At 63.5% G+C, this 17,727-nt stretch carries 12 protein-coding genes; 10 read left to right on the top strand and 2 right to left on the bottom strand.

What is annotated here, in order from left to right; translation table 11 throughout:
- Positions 1-207 precede the first annotated feature (207 nt).
- The 10 genes from AK36_RS04845 to AK36_RS04805 all read left to right on the top strand — a co-directional run bounded on the left by AK36_RS04845 (position 208) and on the right by AK36_RS04805 (position 13,394).
- Complete coding sequence (locus AK36_RS04845) at positions 208-990, top strand: COG4705 family protein (protein WP_045577998.1); 783 nt, start codon at positions 208-210, stop codon at positions 988-990.
- Positions 991-1,023: 33 nt separating this feature from the next.
- The gene (locus tag AK36_RS04840) at positions 1,024-1,476 is read left to right on the top strand and encodes a hypothetical protein (RefSeq protein WP_045577997.1); all 453 of its coding nucleotides are present in this window, start codon (positions 1,024-1,026) and stop codon (positions 1,474-1,476) included.
- Positions 1,477-1,623: 147 nt separating this feature from the next.
- Entirely contained in the window at positions 1,624-4,032 is a 2,409-nt protein-coding gene (locus AK36_RS04835) for an HAD-IC family P-type ATPase (protein ID WP_052691545.1), read from the top strand.
- Between the two features lie 429 nt (positions 4,033-4,461).
- Positions 4,462-4,773 carry a DUF4148 domain-containing protein gene (locus AK36_RS34720; protein ID WP_080938648.1) on the top strand — a complete coding sequence of 104 codons (312 nt, stop codon included), beginning with the start codon at positions 4,462-4,464 and terminating at the stop codon, positions 4,771-4,773.
- A gap of 464 nt (positions 4,774-5,237) precedes the next feature.
- On the top strand, positions 5,238-5,927 hold the full coding sequence (locus AK36_RS04830; RefSeq protein WP_045577996.1) for a response regulator transcription factor: 690 nt from the start codon (positions 5,238-5,240) through the stop codon (positions 5,925-5,927).
- A complete protein-coding gene (locus AK36_RS04825; RefSeq protein WP_045577995.1) occupies positions 5,917-7,230 on the top strand; it encodes a sensor histidine kinase in 1,314 nt (437 codons plus the stop codon). Before AK36_RS04830 ends, AK36_RS04825 begins: the two co-directional genes overlap by 11 nt.
- Before the next feature lie 77 nt (positions 7,231-7,307).
- Positions 7,308-8,705 carry a TolC family protein gene (locus AK36_RS04820; protein WP_045577994.1) on the top strand — a complete coding sequence of 466 codons (1,398 nt, stop codon included), beginning with the start codon at positions 7,308-7,310 and terminating at the stop codon, positions 8,703-8,705.
- Entirely contained in the window at positions 8,702-9,766 is a 1,065-nt protein-coding gene (locus tag AK36_RS04815) for an efflux RND transporter periplasmic adaptor subunit (protein WP_045577993.1), read from the top strand. The genes AK36_RS04820 and AK36_RS04815 overlap by 4 nt, the downstream gene beginning before the upstream one ends.
- Positions 9,767-9,819: 53 nt before the next feature.
- Positions 9,820-12,957 carry an efflux RND transporter permease subunit gene (locus tag AK36_RS04810; RefSeq protein WP_045577992.1) on the top strand — a complete coding sequence of 1,046 codons (3,138 nt, stop codon included), beginning with the start codon at positions 9,820-9,822 and terminating at the stop codon, positions 12,955-12,957.
- Between the two features lie 140 nt (positions 12,958-13,097).
- Positions 13,098-13,394, top strand: coding sequence for an SNARE-associated domain-containing protein (locus AK36_RS04805; RefSeq protein WP_059889796.1), 297 nt, complete (start codon positions 13,098-13,100; stop codon positions 13,392-13,394).
- A 189-nt stretch (positions 13,395-13,583) separates the two neighbouring features.
- On the opposite strand, the gene AK36_RS04800 is transcribed toward AK36_RS04805, so the two are convergent.
- The gene (locus AK36_RS04800; RefSeq protein WP_045577990.1) at positions 13,584-16,652 is read right to left on the bottom strand and encodes an efflux RND transporter permease subunit; all 3,069 of its coding nucleotides are present in this window, start codon (positions 16,650-16,652) and stop codon (positions 13,584-13,586) included.
- Complete coding sequence (locus tag AK36_RS04795) at positions 16,649-17,698, bottom strand: efflux RND transporter periplasmic adaptor subunit (RefSeq protein ID WP_226112360.1); 1,050 nt, start codon at positions 17,696-17,698, stop codon at positions 16,649-16,651. Before AK36_RS04795 ends, AK36_RS04800 begins: the two co-directional genes overlap by 4 nt.
- Between the last annotated feature and the right edge of the window lie 29 nt (positions 17,699-17,727).

Raw genomic sequence — 17,727 nt, 5'->3', positions numbered from 1 at the left:
GCACGCCCGTGCGGCAGCCGCATCTGGCCCGAAAGACGTATTTTTCTTGCGACCCTAAAAAATTGCTAGTTTAGCTTATGTCAAATTTATGCCTTCGAAAATGGCGCATATGACGGCCCTGGTTTTCCGATTTCTCCGCCACACTAAGGTTCCCCTAAGTCTGCTCAGCTAGACTGCGTGGCACTCAACTCCTGAGGAATCGCCACCATGTCGCCCGCTACCGACAAGCCTATCTCCCGCTGGCTCAACAAGGTTCCTGAGATCACGCTTGCGTTCTGGATTATCAAAATCATGTCCACCACCGTCGGTGAAACTGCCTCCGACTACCTGGCCGTCAACGCGGGCTGGGGCCAAGGTTTTACGCGCGGCTTGATGATGTCCTTGCTTGCAATAGCGCTTGTCCTGCAGATGCGCACGCGACGCTGCACTCCGTGGATCTACTGGCTCACGGTCGTCCTGGTAAGCATCGTCGGAACCCAGATCACCGATCTGCTCACTGACGGCCTCGGCGTCAGTCTGTATGTCAGCACGAGCGTGTTCGCCGTCGCTCTCGCCGCGATCTTCACGATTTGGTATCGGATCGAAGGGACGCTGTCGATCGATGCAATCGACACGCCGCAGCGTGAGTTGTTCTATTGGTCCGCGATCCTGTGCACATTCGCACTGGGTACCGCTGCGGGCGATCTCGCGACCGAAGCCTTGGGGCTCGGTTTCTCGCTGGGTACTGTTGTATTCGGCGTGCTGCTCGCACTGGTGTATGTCGCATGGAGCAGCGGCGTCAACGCGGTGCTCACCTTCTGGATTGCGTACATCCTTACGCGACCGTTCGGTGCATCGCTCGGCGATCTGCTCACCCAATCGCGCAATTACGGCGGGTTCGGTCTGGGTGCTGCATCGACGAGCCTACTGTTCCTGTCCGTGATCATCGTGCTCGTCGCTTTCGCGCAGTTCGGCGCCAGCAGTCGCGCGCGTGCAGAAGCGGTCGAGTGACTTCCTCAACAAACCTCGAGGCGAGGCTTCTTCATGAATGGTCGAATCGCATCTTCACGTCTGCTCGTCGCGCTTTCCGCGTGCACGATGCTTGCTCTCGCCACCGGCTGCTCAAAGCAAACCGATAGTCCTGCTGTGGCGGCACCGGCGTCCAGCGCGACCGATGCGCAGCACGGCGCATCGTCGAACGTATCGAGACTCGGCGACCTCTCCCAATTCCGTACAATCGCAACCGACGTATCCACTCTCGTGGCGAAAGGTGATCTCGCGGGCGGCAGGACACGCATCAAGGATCTGGAGGTTGCGTGGGACAGCGCGGAAGCCGGTTTGAAACCGCGCGCGGCTGCGGATTGGCATGAACTCGACACGGCAATCGACCGTGCCCTCGAAGCGCTGCGGGCTGATCGCCCGATTCAAGGCAATTGCACGGCAGCGTTGAGCGACCTGCTGAAAACGTTCGACAAGCTTGAGGGCAGGAATTCCTGAGTTGTATTGACGCACATCAATGGCCGCGGGATCGACGCTGGATAATCTCCAAGCGTCCACTCGCACAAGCCGACTATTCAGTGCTTCGGTAGTGCGGAAGGCGGTTTCCGCCGTTGTCCGCGTATCGAACCGTTCGATTACAGCGACATGCCATTGTCCGCAAGCACGTCATCCTCGGTCGCGGGTACTTCGGACGCGGAAACCGCAGCCGAATCCACGACGACCGCCATCCCGACGGGCCTATCGACCGCCGAAGCGCAGCAGCGTAGGGGCAGATTCGGACCCAACGTGGTTGGCGAAACGCTGCCCTCCTTCAGACGACTCCTGCTGACCAAGTTGTGGGCGCCAGTGCCATGGCTGCTGGAAGGCGCAATTGCCCTGCAAATCTTGCTCGGTGCTTATATCGAGGCAGCAATCATCAGCTTGCTCCTTGCGTTCAATATCGCGTTGTCTCTTGCGCAAGAGCAACGCGCCTCCGCCGCACTATCGATTCTGCGGAAGCGGCTCGAACCGACGGCCCGAGTGTGCCGCGACGGGAAATGGCACCGGATTCCGGCCGCCGAACTCGTGCCCGACGATGCGATCGAACTCCCGATCGGTTCGGTCTCCCCTGCGGACGTGCGCGTGACGAGCGGATCCGTCGCCGCCGATCAGTCGATGCTGACAGGAGAATCCGCGCTTGTGGACATTTCGGTCGGCGCAACGATTTATGCCGGTGCAATCGTGAAGCGCGGTCACGCATTCGGCGTTGTCGCGGCCACCGGCACACGCACATATTTCGGCAGGACCGTCGAACTGGTGCGCATCGCGCGTGCACCGAGCGCCGAACAGCACACAGTGCTGGCAACAGTCCGTAACCTGGGCGCAATTAACGGAGTCGTCGCACTGGCTGCGCTAGGCTACGCCCTCCACCTCGGCTTCGCCACAGCGGAATTGCTTCGTCTCGCGCTGACGATGCTGCTCGCATCGGTGCCCGTGGCACTACCGGCGACGTTCACGCTTTCCGCCGCGCTCAGTGCGCTTACGCTAAGTCGACGGGGCGCGCTGCTGACCAGCCTGTCAGCTGTCCACGAAGCAGCAGCCATGGACGTACTTTGCTCCGACAAGACCGGTACGCTGACGCAAAACACGGCGGAAATCGCCGAGATCGTGCCGATGCCCGGCTTCACGACTGAGCAGATCCTGCACCTCGCGGCGCTGACCTGCGAGCCGACAGGCGACGAGCCGCTCGATGCTGCGATCCTTCGAGCGGCAGCTTTGAGAGACAACATCGGCGTCGAGGATCACATGACTCGTCGCGAGCCATTCGATCCGGACACGAAGATGTCGCAGGCCTGCTTCCAAGCTTCCGACGGTGGACAGATGCGTGTCGCGAAGGGAGCATTGCAGGCCATCGAGAGAATCGCGAATGTCGAGCCGGACGTGCGCCGGAAAGCGGATGACCTGGCGAGCCGGGGGAACCGAATCATCGCAGTTGCGGTGGAAGCCGCTGCCACGCAAGCCGTCCTGGCCGGTCTGATCGCCCTCAGCGATCCACCTCGCGAGGATGCAGCAAGCCTGATCGCGTCGCTTCGCGATCTGGGGGTACGAACGGTCATGGTAACGGGCGACTCGGCCGCGACGGCGACCGCTATTGCGCGAGACGTCGGACTGCGCCCGGAGCCCGGTCCGCACGGTGATGGATTCAACCGGGCCGCGCTATCGGGTTTCGATGTGTTTGCGCGTGTGATGCCTGAAGACAAATATCACCTCGTACAGGCATTTCAGGCGAGCGGTCACGTCGTCGGCATGTGCGGCGACGGCGTCAACGATGCGCCTGCCCTGCGTCAGGCACAAGTCGGCATTGCTGTGGCGAGCGCCAGTGATGCAGCAAAGGCAGCCGCTGCGATCGTGCTTACCGAGCCCGGACTATCCGGAGTCGTTGCAGCCATCATTGAGGGCCGAATGGCATTCCGCCGGTTGCTCACCTACACCTTGAACATGCTCGTGAAGAAAATCGAGGTCGTGCTGCTGATGGCATATGGACTCATCGCGCTACACCAACCGGTGATCACACCGATGATCATGATCATCCTGCTCGTCACCAACGATTTCTTGACGATGTCGCTGACCACCGACCACGTCGAGCCGCGACGCGAGCCTCAGAACTGGAACATGAAGCAGATCGTCTTTACGGCGGCGTTCTTCGGCGGATGCAAGCTTGTGTTTTCGGCAGGGATCGTCGCAGTCGGTGCATTCGGTGGCCAATTGTCGCCGCACGCTGTACAGACATTGGCCTTTCTTGCCATCGCGTTCGGCAATCAATCAATGATCTATGTACTCCGGGCGCAGAACCATCTATGGGATTCGAAACCGAGTCGCTGGCTGGTCTTCTCCTCGGTTGTCGATACCGCGATTGTCTGCGGTCTCGTGCTTTCAGGCGTGCTCGTGACCGCGCTTCCCCTTCCGTGGGTGCTCGGCGTCGGCATCGCTGCCGCGGGCTTCGCGCTTGTCCTCGATCAAGTCAGGGGTCTCGTCAGGCGAGTGCCTGGACTCGGGCACCGTATCGCTCGCTGAGTCTCATATCAAGAGTTCAGTTTACGCGTTACCCATTTCCGTTAAGCTTAAGGATAACTTAAGTATGGCATGGCAACGTGCATATGCCGCGCCCGTTCGATACCGTGCGGCTCTTGTTTCGTTCGTCCACGCAGAGTGACGGTAAACGCAGCAAGCAACAATCGACGCTTGAAATTCGTTGCTTGTCGTTCGCCGCGCTCGTTTGACCCGGTGCGAGTCCGGGTCTTTTTTTGTTCCGACACCTTTCCCGCTGCGATAGGCCGGCGCGAAACGCCCACCTGGGCCCGCGCACCGCACATTCGCATTGCACTTTCGAACCGCCTCATCAACGTCATCGTTAACATTATCTTCAGTTCGGAAGGCGCATGCTGTTTCTACGGCATCGCACATCGTGTGACTGCCCTTCCCAACTCACTGGAGATCACGGCCATGAAACTCGCCATTCGAACTGTCATGCTGGCACTTGCGGTGGTTCCTGCACTTGCGTTCGCGGGACAAGGTCTTACGCGAGCGGAAGTTCGTGCACAACTCGTTCAGATCGAGCACGCCGGATACAACCCGGCCCGCAAAGACATTCACTATCCGCAATCCATCCAGCAGGCAGAAGCGCGGCTGAACTCGTCCCAGTCGACTGCCCAGGCCGACACAACAGGTTACGGCTCCGCACAATCCGCAGGTAGCAACTCGGGGCATGCCCTCACGACTCACGCTGCGTCGCGCTCGATCTATCTTCATCACTGACGGGCTGTCCACGGCGTTGTTTGTCGTCCGGCCGGCGATCCATCGCCGGCCGGACGATACCGTTCGACACCGTCCGCATGCGTGGCGAATCTTCATCGCCGCCTGCTCGTCAGCGTCAACGAAACAACGGCAAAGTATGAATATACGCGTGTAATCCGCACAAACGCGTTGCTCGACGAAAGGAAGCTTCACTTGGTGTTCGACGCGAGCCTTTGGTTCGAGGCAGCTTTCGCGCTTTCCGAAGTGCTGGCGGGACCTTCCTGGTGTCTTCGTTCGATTTACTTCCGTACCAGTAATCTCGCCCTGCCTTCGGGTCACCGGGACGGTGCTTTAGGATCCACCATCTTCCGATAATGTGCGGGGTTGAGCTGATCGACGCGCTTGCTGACCGGAATGCGCCCCTGCACGGCAAGGTCGGCACATGCATCCGAAGCACGCAGAAACTTACCGTTGCCCATTCGCTCATGAAAGTGCTCATCATCGAAGACGACGCAGCGATCGCCGCGAACGTCTATGACTATCTGGAAGGCCGCGGCTTTCATGTCGACGTCGCGTCAAGTGGCCCTGCAGGGCTGCACCTCGCCCTTTCTGACGCTTGGGATGCGATCTTGCTGGATATCTCGCTGCCCGGGATGGACGGCCTGATGTTGTGCCGCAAGCTGCGCGACGAAGCGCATCGCGACACGCCGGTCCTGATGTTGACCGCCAGAGATGCGCTCGACGACAAGCTGAGCGGCTTCGAGTATGGCGCGGACGACTATCTGGTCAAGCCGTTCTCGCTCAAGGAGGTCGGTGCGCGTCTGGACGCGCTGACCAAACGCTATCGCGGCCTGGTTGCCGTACCGGAACTTCGCTTCGTGGACGTGCGGCTCGATTTGGGCACGCTCGCCGTCGAGCGCGCCGGCCGTCCGATCAAGCTTCAGCCCAAATGCCTGCATCTGTTGCGCATCCTGATGCAGTCCCCGACCCGCGTATTCACGCGCGCAGAACTCGAAAGCGAGGTCTGGGGCGACGAGCTGCCGGGCAGCGACACGCTGCGCGCGCACGTCTATACGTTGCGCAAGGCATTGAACCAACCCGGCGAGACGGAATTGGTCGAGACGATCCACGGGATCGGCTACCGCCTCGACGCGGACGACTCCCATGCGTCGTAGCCTGCGCGTCAAGGTCGCGCTCGTTTTCTCGGCGCTCGCGATTGTCCTGCTCCTCGCCCAGGCGCTCGGCGTCAGGGTGCTCGCGGAAGCTCAGGAAGAAAAGCTGATCGCCGCGCTGATCCAGGACGATATGGCCAGCGTGCTGCGCGGCTACAACGCGGATCCGTCCGAGTTGCCGCCGTTCGACCAGCGCCTGCGGGGGTACGTCTCGACGACGGACAGGCCGCCGATCGCGCTGCCCGCAACGGTCGGCGCGCTGCCTGACGGAATCCACGAGATTATCGTCGGCGGGCGAGAGATCCACGTTGCGATCGCCCCGTTCGGCACGACGCGGTTCTACCGCGTCTACAACTTCAGTCGTTACGAAGAGCATTTCAAGAAGGTGATCAACGCGCTGATGGCCGGCACGGGGGTGTTCGCGCTGCTGACAGTCTGGCTCTCGTTCGGAGTGTCGGGCCTGCTGGTGCGTCAGGTGGCCAGCCTTGCGAAGCAGGTCAAGGCGCTCAAACATGAACGGACAGCATCGATCGATCCTGGCAGGTATGACGAAGCCGAGCTCGTCGGGCTGGTTGACGCGTTCAATGACTACCATCGAGGCATGGCGGACATGATCGAGCGGGAGAAGGAATTCACCGGCAACGTCAGCCATGAACTGCGCACGCCGCTTACCGCGATCAAGACTAGCTGCGAGTTGCTCGAGCAAGATCCCGCCATCAGTGGCAAGTCGCGCGCGCGGCTTGCGCAGATTGACCGGGCGGCAGACAGCATGCGCGAGCGGGTCAATGTGCTCCTGATGCTGGCACGTGAAGATTCGGTGCGGGACGTCGAACCTGTCGGACTCGTGGGCTTGATCTGGACGGCACTGACGCCGCTCGCGGATCGCCTGGCCGACAGGGGCATCGAACCGGTAGTCGATGTGGCCCCCAGTACGCAAATAGAAGCGAACCGGTCCGCACTCGCCATCGTGCTCTCGAACCTGATCGACAATGCGGTCCGACATACCGACCACGGGCACGTGCATGTCTCCTACGCCGATGGCTGGCTGCATATCGAGGATACCGGCCCAGGTATCCCGGAACACGCGCTGCCGCATGTGTTCGACCGTTTCTATCAGGCGGACCGGACGCACGCGGCGGAACGCGGCTTCGGCATCGGCCTCGCGATCGTGAAAAAGATCTGCGGCCGTTACGGCTGGCAGATCAAACTCGAAAGCGAACCGGGGCGCGGCACGCGCGTGTCGCTGCGTCTGCCTGTCGGCAGCCCTGCCGGGACGGGGGATGGTGCCTATCCGGCCCCCTCTTGACGAAAATTTCACAACTGGTTGCGTAGCATCCGGGTCTGGGGCCGCCTGAACGGGCAGCGAGACTCGTGGATGCCGGAATGCACCGAGCGATATTGATTGCATTTACCCTGCTGTCTGGCTGTGCGACCTACCACGCGCAGCCGATCGCGTCGGCCCAGATGGCTCGACAGTTCGAGGAGCGCTCGCTCGCGAGCGACGGGCTGCGTACGTACCTCGCGCACGAACTCGGGCACGACGTTCAATCATGGCCGCCGGCGCGCTGGAACCGCGAGATGCTGACCCTGGCGGCCTGGTATTACAGCCCGGCGCTGGATATCGCGCGAGCGCAGTGGGGCACCGCCAAGGCCGGTATCCGGGTTGCTGACGCGATTCCGAACCCGGTCCTGCAACTGCCATTCCAGTACGCGACGCCCAACCCCGGACCGGGCGCTCCGTTCACGTGGGGGCCGGCCCTCGACATCCCGATCGAGACCGCGGGCAAGCGCGGCTATCGCGTCGATCAGGCGACCCACCTGTCGGAAGCCGCCCGGCTGAACATCCTCAACGCGGCTTGGACGGTCCGTGCCCAGGTGCGCGCTGCCATGCTCGCTGTCTATGCCGCTCGTGAACGCATGGCCTTCGTGTCTGCCAGGGCTGAAGCCCAGCGGCAGATCGCCGTGATGAGCCGCCACCGACTCGCCGTCGGCCAGTATTCCCAGCCCGACGTCGAGGCGGCCGTCCTTTCTGACACCCAGGCCCAGGGTGATCTGGCCGCCGCGCGCAGCGCCGAACAGGACGCCCGCGCCCAACTGGCTGCCGCGATCGGCGTGCCGGTCGCCGCGCTCGACAGCGTGGCGCTCGACCTCAGCGCGTTCGGCACGGTTCCTCCTGCGCCGCCCGCTGCCGATGCGCAGCGTACAGCCATCTTCCATCGCGCCGATCTGCTCGCTTCGCTCGCCGGTTACGCTGCGGCCGAATCGGCGCTTCAGCTCGAGGTCGCGAAACAGTATCCGGACATTCACCTCGGCTCCGGCTACACCTACGACACGGGCACCAACAAGATCGGTTTCGGACTCGCCGGTATCACGATGCCGATCTTTGACCGGAACCAGGGCGGCATCAAGGAAGCCGAGGCGAAGCGCAGGGAGGCGGCAGTGCGTACCGCTGCGCTGCAGGACAGGATTCTCGGCGATCTTGAGCACGCGTTGACGCGCTACCAGGCGAGCCTCGAAGCGCTGCAGCTGTCCGATGCCCATCTGGCGAGTGCCCGCCGGCAGCTCGACAGCCAGGCGGCCGCTTTCTCCAGCGGCAGTACGGACCGACTGACCTTCACGCAGGCGAAAGCCGACTATCAGACCAGCGAGACCGCGCGGCTGGACGCCGAGGTCGCCGTCCAGCAGGCCGCCGGCGCGCTCGAAGATGCAATGCAGAGCCCGCTTGCTCCCGTCGGCCATGAGGCAGTGAGCCACCCCCTCGGTGAGGAGACAACACGATGAAACTCCGACTGATTCTTCTCTCCGTCATTTCGCTGGCCTTCGCCTCGGGCGCGGGCTGGTACATCTATCAGGCAGTTCACGATCCGGGAGCCTCGACAACCGCCGATGCGCCGTCGTCCCCACCGTCTGCGGTGCAAACGGTCAACGGCGAAACGGTCGTGGTCGTAAGCCCCGAAGCGCAGCGCGCCAGCCACATCGAGGTTGCGCCGCTCGCAACTGTCACGAGCCAGTCCGGCATCAGCGCCGACGCCACGGTGATCGACCTGCAGCCGCTCTTCGATCTGCGCAACCGGCTCGCCAGCGCGCGCGCGAACGTCGACACGCTCACCGCGCAGGCGGTCAGTTCGCGTACGCAGTACCAGGGCAGCCGCACGCTATACGCCGACGACCGTAATGTTTCGCTGAAGAGTCTGCAGGCTGCACAGTCAGCGATGCAGGGTGACGACGCAAAGCTGCAGTCCGCCCGGGTCACGCTGGCCGGCCTTGAGGGCACAGTGCGGCAGCAGTTCGGCGACGCGCTCGCGAATGCCACAGCGGCACCCGCCTCGAAGCTGTTCCAGCGCCTCCAGTCGGGCCAGGCGGTCGTGCTGCGTGTCACGTTGCCCGCAAGCTTTGGCATGGCGCCGCCCGAGCGCATCGTCGTCGGTACGACCGACGGCCGCTGGGTGCCGGCCCAACGACTTTCCGCCTCGCCGCTTGCCGATCCTGCTGTGCAGGGCAACCCATGGCTTTACATCGCCGATGCCGCGCTGCCAGCCAATCTGCGCACGAGCGCGCGCGTGCCGACATCGAGCCAGGCCGTGTCCGGCCTGATGATCCCGCAGCGGGCGGTGGTGTGGTACGGAGGCCAGACGTGGGCCTATGTGCGCACGGCACCCGGGCGCTTTACGCGGCGCTACGTGCCGGCCGGCACCGAGGGCGACCACGGCTTCATGGTGACGTCTGGCTTTCACGCCGGCGACCAGATCGTGACGCAGGGGGCGCAGCTGCTGCTTTCTGAAGAGCTCAAGCCTCAGGGCATCGCCACCGCCTGCAAGGATCCGCCTGAGTGTGATGACTGATCCTGCGATCGACCTGTACATGCGTCGGCCAGAACAACGCGACTCCACGTCCCATGCTTAACGCGATCATCCGCTTTTCGCTGCGCTTTCGCGGCGTCATCTTCTCGCTGGCCGTCGTGGCCGCCGGCTACGGGCTCTTTACACTGACGCGCGCCAGGCTCGACGTCTTTCCTGAATTCGCGCCGCCGATGAGCATCGTGCAGACGGCCGCGCCAGGCATGACCAGCGAGCAGGTGGAAATGCTCGTTACCCAGCCGGTAGAAAATGCCCTGGGCGGCATGACCGGCCTGCAGTCGATTCGCTCGCGGTCCATGCAGGGCCTCTCCTCGGTCACGCTTGTGTTCGATGACCACGCCAATGTGATGCAGGTCCGGCAGCTCGTCACCGAGCGCATTGGCGGGCTCGCGGGCGCGCTTCCAGTGGGTGTCACAGCCCCCCAGCTCCTGCCGCTCACCACGACAACGAGCGTTGTGCGCACCATCGGCTTCACGTCGAAAACACGCTCGCTCGCGGACCTCTACGACATCGCCCAGTGGACCGTCAAACCGCAGTTGCTCGGCACCTCCGGCGTGGCCGACGTGATCGTATTCGGCGGCGAGACGCGCCAGATGCAGATCCAGGTCGACCCTGCGAAACTGATCGGCCATGGGCTGTCGATTCAGGAGGTGATTGCCGCGGCGCGCCAGGCCACCGGCGTGCACGGCGCCGGGTTCATCGAGAACAGCAACCAGCGCATCGCCATCAACGCCGATGGCCAGATCGCAACACCGCAAAAGCTCGCCAGCGTCGTACTGCGCTCCAGCAACGGCGGGGCGGTTCGCCTGGGCGATATCGCCAACGTGACATGGGGCGATGCACCCGCGGTAGGCGCCGCATCGATCATGGGCAAGCCCGGCGTGATGGTCGTGATGGAAGCCCAGTATGGGACCAACACGATGGCCGTGACGCGCGCCATCGAAAGGACACTCGCCGGACTTGAGCCCGCGCTCGCCCGGCAAGGCGTGGACGTGAACACCAACGTCTTCCGGCCTGCCAACTTCATCGAGGCCGCCGTCGCTCACCTGCGCACGACACTCATCGTCGGCGCCGTGCTGGTCATCGCCGTGCTGTTCCTGTTCCTCCTGAACGTGCGCACTGCAGTGATCTCCGCGGTCGCGATACCGCTGTCGCTGCTGGTCGCGATCATCGTATTGACGTCGTTCGGCGTTAGCCTGAACACCATGACCCTGGGCGGGCTCGCCATCGCACTGGGCGAGGTGGTCGACGATGCCATCATCGACGTCGAGAACATCTACCGGCGCCTGCGCGAGAACTGCACCCTGGCCCAGCCGCTTCCAGCGTTTCGCATCGTGCTGCGCGCATCGCTCGAAGTGCGCAGCGCCGTGGTGTTCGCCACCTTCATCGTGATGCTGATCTTTCTGCCCGTGCTCACGCTCACGGGTATCGGCGGACGGCTCTTCGCACCGCTCGGCATCGCCTACATTCTCGCGGTGCTGGCGTCGCTGGGCGTCGCCCTGACGCTCACACCGGCGATGGCGCTCGCGCTGCTGGCGAAGGGACCCTTGCCCGAGCGGGAGCCGCGCCTGATCGGGCGCCTGAAGACACGCTACATCGCCATGCTGACGAAAGTCGAGCAGCATGTGAAGGTAATCATGGTGATCGGCGCGGTCTTGTGCGCCGCCGCGCTCGCGTCGCTGCCTTTCATGAGCGGGAGTTTTATTCCGCAACTGCGCGAAGGCCATTACACCGTTCACATGGGGCTCGCGCCGGGCACGTCGCTTGCCGAATCCATACGCATCGGCACGCAGGTCTCGAACGCGCTGATGCAGGTGCCGGGCGTGCGTCTCGTGGCGCAACGTGCCGGCCGCGCCAACGGTGTGGTCGATCCGACCGGCGTGCAGCTCTCCGAGTTCGAGGTTGACCTCAAGCCGATGGGCGCATCGGGCCAGAGCTGGGCGCTCTACCGGATCCGCCAGGCGCTGTCACGCTTTCCGGGCCTATCCACCTCGGTCAACACCTTTCTCGAGGAGCGCATCGACGAAACCATTTCGGGCGCCACAGCCCCGGTGGTCGTGAAGGTGTTCGGCAACAATCTGGACGTCATCGATCGCACAGCGCAGCAGATCGCCCAGTTGATCGGCACGATCCACGGCGTTGCCAGCGTGAAGGTGGATTCGCCACCAGGCATTCCGGAACTGGACGTGACGCTGAATCCCGACGCACTGAGCCGCTGGGGCTTCCGGCCCGTCGAGGTGCTCGATGCGATCCAGGCCGCCTACGCCGGCGTCACCGTAGCGCAAATCTACGAGGGCAGCCGTACTTATGACGTCGCGGTCGTGCTTGACCCGGCCCAGCGTCAGACCGTCGGCAACATCGGCAAGCTTGCGGTGCGCAATGCCGACGGTTTTGCCGTGCCGCTTTCCACGCTCGCGACGATTCGTCAGGTCGCTGGCCGCTATCAGATCACCCATGACGGTGGCCAGCGCGTGCAGACAGTATCGGTCAATCTCGGCAATCGGCCAGTCAGCGACTTCGTGAATGAAGCCCAGGGGCGTGTGAATCGTGAGATCAAAATGCCGCCGGGCACGTATGCCGTCTTCAGCGGTGAGAGCGAAGCGCGCGCGCAGTCGCAACGCGACCTGATCGCGTACGGCGGGATTGCGCTGGTCGGTATCGCGCTGTTGCTGTTCCTTGCAATGAAGAGCCGTCGCGGCGTGCTGCTGGTCATGATCAATCTGCCCTTCGCACTCGTGGGCGGGGTATTGAGCGTGGTGCTAACCGGTGCGAACCTGTCGCTCGGCAGCATGGTGGGCTTCGTCACACTGCTCGGCATATCGCTGCGCAATTCGATCATGCTGATCAGCCACTACGAGCGCCTCGTGCACATCGACCGCCTCGCGTGGGACATGAACACGGCGGTGCGCGGTGCGTCGGAACGGCTGGTGCCGATCCTAATGACCGCGCTCGTCACCGCGCTCGCCTTGCTGCCGCTCGCCGTGACAAGCGGTGCATCGGGCAACGAAATCGAGGGGCCAATGGCGATCGTCATTCTCGGCGGCCTGCTCACCTCGACCGCCCTGAACCTGATCGTGCTGCCAACCCTGGCACTGCGTTACGGGCGTTTCGGGCGTGACGAACGGGCTGGACCCGGGCCATCGTCGGCACAGGGGGAAGCGGGAGGCAGCCAGTGACGGGCAGCCAGCGATACCGGAATTTCCCGACCGGGGCACAGCTTTGGTGACCGCAAGCGTGCAACAAGGCGAGGCAAACCGGGGCCGGGCGCAGACCACCCGCAACCCACATGGCATGCGCCGGTAAGGAGGGACGTTTCGTGCAGACCTGGCTCATGGCGATCAAGCACCACCCCTATGCCGTTCTCACTGTGTTGCTTGCCGTCGCGTGCGCCGAGGCAATTGCCTCCGTCGGCGCGATCGCGACGAGGCTGGCGCGTGTTCTCGTGTTTTTTGCGGGTGCTCTCGTCGGTGCCGGCGTGCTCAATGGCTGGCTGACGCTGGCATCCGTGGTACTGGGAGCCATCCTGGGCGTTGGGCTGGCCTACGAACTGGGCCGGCGCTATCACGCCGACATCAGGCCGTGGATCGAGGCGAGCGGTCATCACGACAGTTGAGTCCGCCGCGAGCAGTTCGTCGAGCGACATGGCGTCGGGAGTCTGGTGCGCGCCCGTCTTTGCGCACCGGTACGCCCGCTCGTGCCACTGCTATACGGTAGCACGCGCATGGGGCGGCTGAAATTCTATGCAGTTAACCTTGCATCCGCACTGGCGTGGGCTCCCGCGTCGCCAGCCTCGGAAACCGGCTCAATGGTCCGACAGTCCTGCCGACCCGGATCCCGCAACCAGCACACGCAACAGAACCGGCAGCACCAGCAAAACCAACGGAAGCTGTACGATCAGCCCCGATATGATCGCCACCGCCAGCGGTTGCTGCATCGCCGAACCCTGACCGAGCGCGAACGCAAGCGGCAGCAATGCCAGGATCGCGGCGATCGTCGTCATCGCGATCGGCCGCAACCGGTTGCGGCCGGCGGCGAGCAGCGCGACATCGGGCGCCATTCCTTCATCGCGCACGAGCGCCTGGAACTCGGAAACATAGAAGATCGCGACTTCGGTCACGATACCGACGATCATCGTCATCCCCATCATCGCCGAGATGTTCAGTTCGATACCCGTTACCCACAGACCGATGAAAACCGCGCCGGTCGCGCACAGCGGCATCGCCATCACGGCGAGCGCGACGCGGAACCGTTCGTAGAGGAACAGCAGCAGGCCGAAAACTAGCGCCACGGCGGCGCCAAACACGGCAAGCAGTCCGCGGAATGCGATCTGTTGTTGCTGATACAGCCCGCCGAGCTCGTAATACACGCCGGGCGGCAACAGATCCGCCTCGCCGAGCGCATGTTGCACGTCCGCGATCGTCGAGCCCAGGTCGCGTCCGTCGATTCGTGCGGTGACGGCTACCATTCGCTTCAGGTTGTCTCGGCTGATCTCCGGCTGACCGCTAACCGTGACGAGATCGGTCACTCGGTCGAGCGGGAACAGGTGCCCATCCGGCGCGCGGATCTGCAGTTCTCCGAGCCCCGTGCCATTCGTGCGCATCGCATTCGCGACCCACACGCGCACCCCGACCGTCTTGGGTCCCTGCTGGAATTGCGTGGCGACGTTACCCTCGAGCAGATCCGACACTTGCTGCGCGATCGCCTGCGGATCCATGCCTTCCGCCGCTGCCGCATCGGGCCGGATGTGAAGGTCGAGTGCATCACCCGCCGGATTGATGCCGTCGTCGACGTCGACGATGCCTTGAATTTTTCCGATCCGCGCCGCGACCCGCCTTGCTGTCGAATCCAGCACGTGAGGATCATCCGAATAGATCTTGATCTGCACCGGTTGCGGCACCGCAGTCAGGTCACCTATCAGGTCCTCCATCAGTTGGGCGAGTTCGATACTCACGCCCGGAACGTTCGTTTCGATTTTCGACCGGATCTCCTCCATCACCGTGTCGATCGGCTCGCGGGACCCCGATTTCAGGCGCACGAAGAAGTCGCCCCTGTTGGGTTCGTTGAGGTCGCCGCCAAGGCCCGCGCCGGTGCGCCGGGAATACGTCGCGACGTTCGGGTTCTCACGAATGATCGTCTCGATTTCACGCATCAGACGATCCGTTTCGGTGATGGATGTCCCGGGCGCCGTGTGATAGTCGAGCACGAACCCGCCCTCGTCCATCGACGGCATGAACCCGCTGCCGACACGCGTAAACGCCAGCGCGGCCACGATCAGAAGCGGCACCACACCTGCCAGGGCAAGCAACGGCCTGCCGCTCACTCGTTCGATCAGGGCCGCATAGCGGGTGTTCATCCAGTGCGACAGACGCGACTCGCGATGCTCCTCCGCATCGGCGGGCGTCAGCCAGTGATCGCACAGGATCGGGATGGCAAGCCAGCTCACGACGAACGAAATGAACAGCGCGCTCGCCATGGTGATCGACAGCGCCTTGAAAAATGCGCCCGTCACGCCAGACAGGAACGCGAGAGGCACAAAGATGATCAGCGTCGCGGCCGACGATCCCGCAAGCGGACGCGTGAATTCGAGGGCCGCGCTCATCACGCGGCCGTGGAATGCATGGGCGCCAGCCTCGCGCATGCGCCTCGCGATGTGCTCGATCATCACGATCGCATCATCGATCACGAGTCCGACCGCCGCGGCCATCCCGCCGAGCGTCATGATGTTGAAACCCATTCCGAACACATCGAGCAGCAGGATCGTCGCGCTCATCACGACCGGCACCAGCGCAACGGCAATCGCGGTGATTTTCCAGTTGCGCAGGAACACGAAAAGCGTGAATGCAGCCAAGACCACGCCGATCAGAATCGCGTCGCGCACGCTCGATGCTGACGCGATCACGAGCTGACTCTGGTCATACCAGTACGCCAGGTGCACGCCCGGTGGCATTTGTTTCTCGAAAGCGGCCAACTTCGCGCGGATCGCCTTGGCCATCGCGACGCTATTCGCCCCCGGCTGCTGGAATACATTGACCAGGACTGCGTCCTGCCCGTCCGCCGTGACGCGTATCCATTGCGGAGCCGTGCCGCGCGACACGGTCGCGATGTCGCCGACGCGTACCTGATTGCCGCCCGCAGACGACACGACTGCGTTGCGAAGCGTATCGAGCGACGTAATCGTGGTATCTGCGACGACCAGGTACAGCTTGTAGTGGTCCTCGATCCGTCCGGTCGCTATCAGCACGTTGCCCGCACCGATCGCCTTTGATACGTCCTCGACCGACAGCTTGTACGCCGCGAGCCGGGCGGGATCGATGGCGACTTGCAACTCGTCCTGCGCCCCCCCGGTCACTTCGACGCGCGCGACGCCGTCGACCGACGACAGCAGCGGGCGCAACTGGAACTGCGCGAGATCGCGAAGTTGCGCAAGCGATTGCTGCGACGACGTGAGGCTATAGGCAAGCACCGGAAACACGGTGGGATCCATCCGCCTCACCTGCATCTTCGTGCCGGGCGGTAACGACGGCAGGATTTCGGAAATTGCGGACTGCGCCTGCAGCGTCGCCTGCGCCATGTCTGTGCCCCAGTCGAAGTTAAGCGAGATCTCGGCCGATCCCCGGCTGGTCTTCGACTCGACGTCGCGCACGCTGGGCACGCGCCGCAGCGCTTCTTCGACCGGCATCGTGACAAGCGTCGCCATCTGTTCGGCCGGCCGGTCACCCGCATCGAGCGAAACGACCGCGCGCGGGAACGACACGTTCGGAAACAACGAGATCGGTAACCGAAAGGCCGTCAGCGCGCCCGCGACTGCAAGCAGCGCCACGACAAACAGCAGCGATCGTCGATGCATCTGCATCCATTGCCCGAAATTCATTGGCGCGCGCCTCCGGCCATTCGCACTGCCATCCCGTTCCGCAACTCGTAGTTGCCGGTGACAACCAGCGGTTCCGCCGCGTCAAGCGGTCCGTCAACGCCATAGCGATTGCCGCTTTCCACGCGCACCACGACGTCGACGCGCTGCGCAGTGTGCTTCGGCGTCACCTGGAACACATAGGTCCCCTTCCTGTCGCTCAGCACTGCGGCGCGCGGCACCACCCACCAGGTTCCGGTCTGCGTCGCAATATCGGCGCTCACACGTGTACCCAGGATAAACGCGGTACCGCCAAGCGGTATGTTGGCACCGACGTTCACGAGCTGGCTTTGCGGATCGATTGCCGCGCCCGCCACGACGACTCGCCCCGCAGGATGAGCGTGCTCAAGCGCGGTCGACAGCCCATTCAGCACGACGGAATCTCCCACGTGAATCGACGCCGCGGCCGACGGGTCGACACCGAGCGTCACGTTCGCTTGCCAACTCGACGCATTCGCGACCGCCGCGATCTGCGCGATCGTTGCGCCGGCCTGGATCTGATCGCCCGGGAGTGCGGTCAACTGCGACACGACGCCTGCAAACGGCGCGGCGATCGTCACGTTTCCGGCATGCACCCCCATTTGATGCTGGGCTGCCAGTCGCTGCTGTGCGTCATTCAGCGCCTTCCGCGCCGCGGCAAGCTGCGATTGCGTTGCAAGACCGGCGTCGAACAGCGAGCGCGTACGCTCGAGTTCGCCCTGCGCAAGGGTCAGCGCGCTGGTGGCCTGCGATGCTGCCAGTACCGCAGCGGGGTCGGCTTCTACCACGACGAGCGCCGCGCTGCGGGCTACCGTCTGGCCGGGCAGCACAAGCACCTTTCGAATGCGCGCGGCATAAGGCAGGTTGATCGAAGTGACGCTCGACGACGATGCCGCGACGATGCCGTATGCCCGAACCTGCTGAGAAATCGGTTCTCGGTGTACTGCTACGGTATCGACCGATGCGGTCACAGGTTCGTCGGCCCGCACGGGCCCCGCACACGGCGCCAGCACGGCAAGCGCGACGGACACGGTGGCTATACGGCGGGATAAGGGAAAGT

It is taken from the genome of Burkholderia vietnamiensis LMG 10929 (assembly GCF_000959445.1).
GTDB classification, from domain to species: domain Bacteria; phylum Pseudomonadota; class Gammaproteobacteria; order Burkholderiales; family Burkholderiaceae; genus Burkholderia; species Burkholderia vietnamiensis.
This window is presented reverse-complemented; position numbering and strand designations above follow the sequence as displayed.

Coding starts and splice junctions, on each gene's coding strand:
- AK36_RS04845 (WP_045577998.1), top strand. CDS start 208: ATGTCGCCCGCTACCGACAAGCCTATCTCCCGCTGGCTCAACAAGGTT.
- AK36_RS04825 (WP_045577995.1), top strand. CDS start 5,917: ATGCGTCGTAGCCTGCGCGTCAAGGTCGCGCTCGTTTTCTCGGCGCTC.
- AK36_RS04830 (WP_045577996.1), top strand. CDS start 5,238: ATGAAAGTGCTCATCATCGAAGACGACGCAGCGATCGCCGCGAACGTC.
- AK36_RS04820 (WP_045577994.1), top strand. CDS start 7,308: ATGCACCGAGCGATATTGATTGCATTTACCCTGCTGTCTGGCTGTGCG.
- AK36_RS34720 (WP_080938648.1), top strand. CDS start 4,462: ATGAAACTCGCCATTCGAACTGTCATGCTGGCACTTGCGGTGGTTCCT.
- AK36_RS04810 (WP_045577992.1), top strand. CDS start 9,820: ATGCTTAACGCGATCATCCGCTTTTCGCTGCGCTTTCGCGGCGTCATC.
- AK36_RS04840 (WP_045577997.1), top strand. CDS start 1,024: ATGAATGGTCGAATCGCATCTTCACGTCTGCTCGTCGCGCTTTCCGCG.
- AK36_RS04800 (WP_045577990.1), bottom strand. CDS start 16,652: ATGAATTTCGGGCAATGGATGCAGATGCATCGACGATCGCTGCTGTTT.
- AK36_RS04815 (WP_045577993.1), top strand. CDS start 8,702: ATGAAACTCCGACTGATTCTTCTCTCCGTCATTTCGCTGGCCTTCGCC.
- AK36_RS04835 (WP_052691545.1), top strand. CDS start 1,624: ATGCCATTGTCCGCAAGCACGTCATCCTCGGTCGCGGGTACTTCGGAC.